Annotated in this window: 1 protein-coding gene and 2 pseudogenes; all 3 read right to left on the reverse strand. The window is 47.5% G+C overall.

What is annotated here, in order from left to right; translation table 11 throughout:
* Positions 1-299: pseudogene (locus ACTHSP_RS20265) on the reverse strand (F0F1 ATP synthase subunit beta); the annotation flags it as partial.
* Positions 300-337: 38 nt separating this feature from the next.
* Complete coding sequence (gene atpG / locus ACTHSP_RS20270; protein WP_049351290.1) at positions 338-1,213, reverse strand: F0F1 ATP synthase subunit gamma; 876 nt, start codon at positions 1,211-1,213, stop codon at positions 338-340.
* A gap of 24 nt (positions 1,214-1,237) precedes the next feature.
* A pseudogene (locus tag ACTHSP_RS20275) lies at positions 1,238-1,801 on the reverse strand (F0F1 ATP synthase subunit alpha); the annotation flags it as partial.

The raw sequence follows: 1,801 nt of genomic DNA on the forward strand, positions 1-1,801 counted from the left end.
ATCGGACCTGCTTCATCAACAGGCGTACCCAATACGTCGACAATACGACCCAATGTACCTTTACCTACCGGCACAGTGATTGGCGCACCAGTATTGCTTACAGACATGCCGCGTTTCAGGCCGTCTGAACTACCCATTGCAATAGTACGGACAACGCCGTCACCCAGAAGCTGTTGAACTTCCAGAGTCAGACCGTTCTCGTCCAATTTCAGGGCATCGTAAACATGCGGGATAGCGTCGCGTGGAAATTCCACGTCAACCACCGCACCAATAACTTGTACGATTTTGCCTTGGCTCATTATCGTATCCTAATTTCCTGTTCAGGCTTCAGACGGCATTAAACTGCCGCTGCACCTGCTACAATTTCTGACAATTCTGTGGTAATCGCGGCTTGACGCGATTTGTTGTACACCAAGCGTAATTCTTTAATGGCATTGCCTGCGTTGTCGGTTGCGGCTTTCATCGCTACCATACGCGCGGCTTGTTCAGATGCCATGTTGTCGCTCAATGCCTGATAAACCACAGACTCTAAATAGCGGCGAACCAAATATTCCAATACGGCGATAGGACTCGGCTCGTAGCGGTATTCCCAAGTAAATGAAGAATGACCCGCTTCGTCGTCAATAACGTTTTCACCGATAGGCAGCAAAACTTCCATACGCGGCTCTTGGCGCATTGTATTGACAAAACGTGAGTAAACCATATGGATACGGTCTAATTCATGCTTCTCGTAACGTTGGAAGATTTCGGTCAGTGAACCAAGCAGCAATTCCATTTTTGGGGTATCGCCCAAATTGGTTGCGCTGGCAATAACATTCAAACCGATGCTTTGGCATGCAGCCAAACCTTTACTACCCAGGCACACGACTTCGACTTCGATGCCTTGTTCCTGATACTCTTGAACTTGCGCCAAAAACTTTTTCAGTACGTTTGCGTTCAAGCCACCACACAAACCTTTATCCGAGGTAATCAAAATGAAACCGGCACGACGCACTTCGCGGTGCGGCTCCAACAATTTGATACCATGATCGACATGGGTCTGTGCAAGATGGCTCATCACTGTACGCACTTTTTCGGCGTACGGACGCGCTAAGCGCATCCGGTCTTGAGTCTTCCGCATTTTAGAGGTCGACACCATTTGCATCGCTTTAGTGATCTTTTGGGTATTTTGAACACTACGGATTTTGGTGAGAATCTCTTTTCCGACTGCCATTTCAGACTCCTTTCATCTCAATACTTATGCTTGGTAAGCGTAAGAAGATTTGAAAGATTTCATGGCTTCGGTCAATGCTTTTTCGCTTTCGTCAGACATTGCGCCTGATGCATTAATCGCTTCCAGAACCTCAGGATGTTGCGTACGTACGAAACTCAAGAATTCTGCTTCGAAAGCCAAGGCTTTGGATACCGGAACATCTGCGTAAGAACCGTTGTTGATCGCCCACAAAGTCAATGCCATTTCGGCAGTGTTCAATGTGCTGAATTGTTTTTGTTTCATCAATTCAGTAACCACTTCACCGTGTTGCAGCTGTTTGCGTGTTGCTTCGTCCAAATCGGAAGCAAATTGCGAGAACGCCGCCAATTCACGGTACTGTGCCAACGCCAAACGGATACCGCCACCCAGTTTTTTGATGACTTTGGTTTGTGCTGCACCACCTACGCGCGATACGGAAATACCGGCATTGATTGCAGGACGGATACCGGCGTTGAACAAGTCGGTTTCCAAGAAGATTTGGCCGTCTGTAATCGAAATTACGTTGGTTGGTACGAATGCTGATACGTCACCGGCTTGGGTTTCAATAAT

The sequence above is a fragment of the Neisseria sp. P0001.S005 genome, assembly GCF_051963715.1.

Bases quoted from the DNA above. Each gene is read 5' to 3' on its own strand.
- atpG (WP_049351290.1), bottom strand. From the start codon at position 1,213: ATGGCAGTCGGAAAAGAGATTCTCACCAAAATCCGTAGTGTTCAAAAT.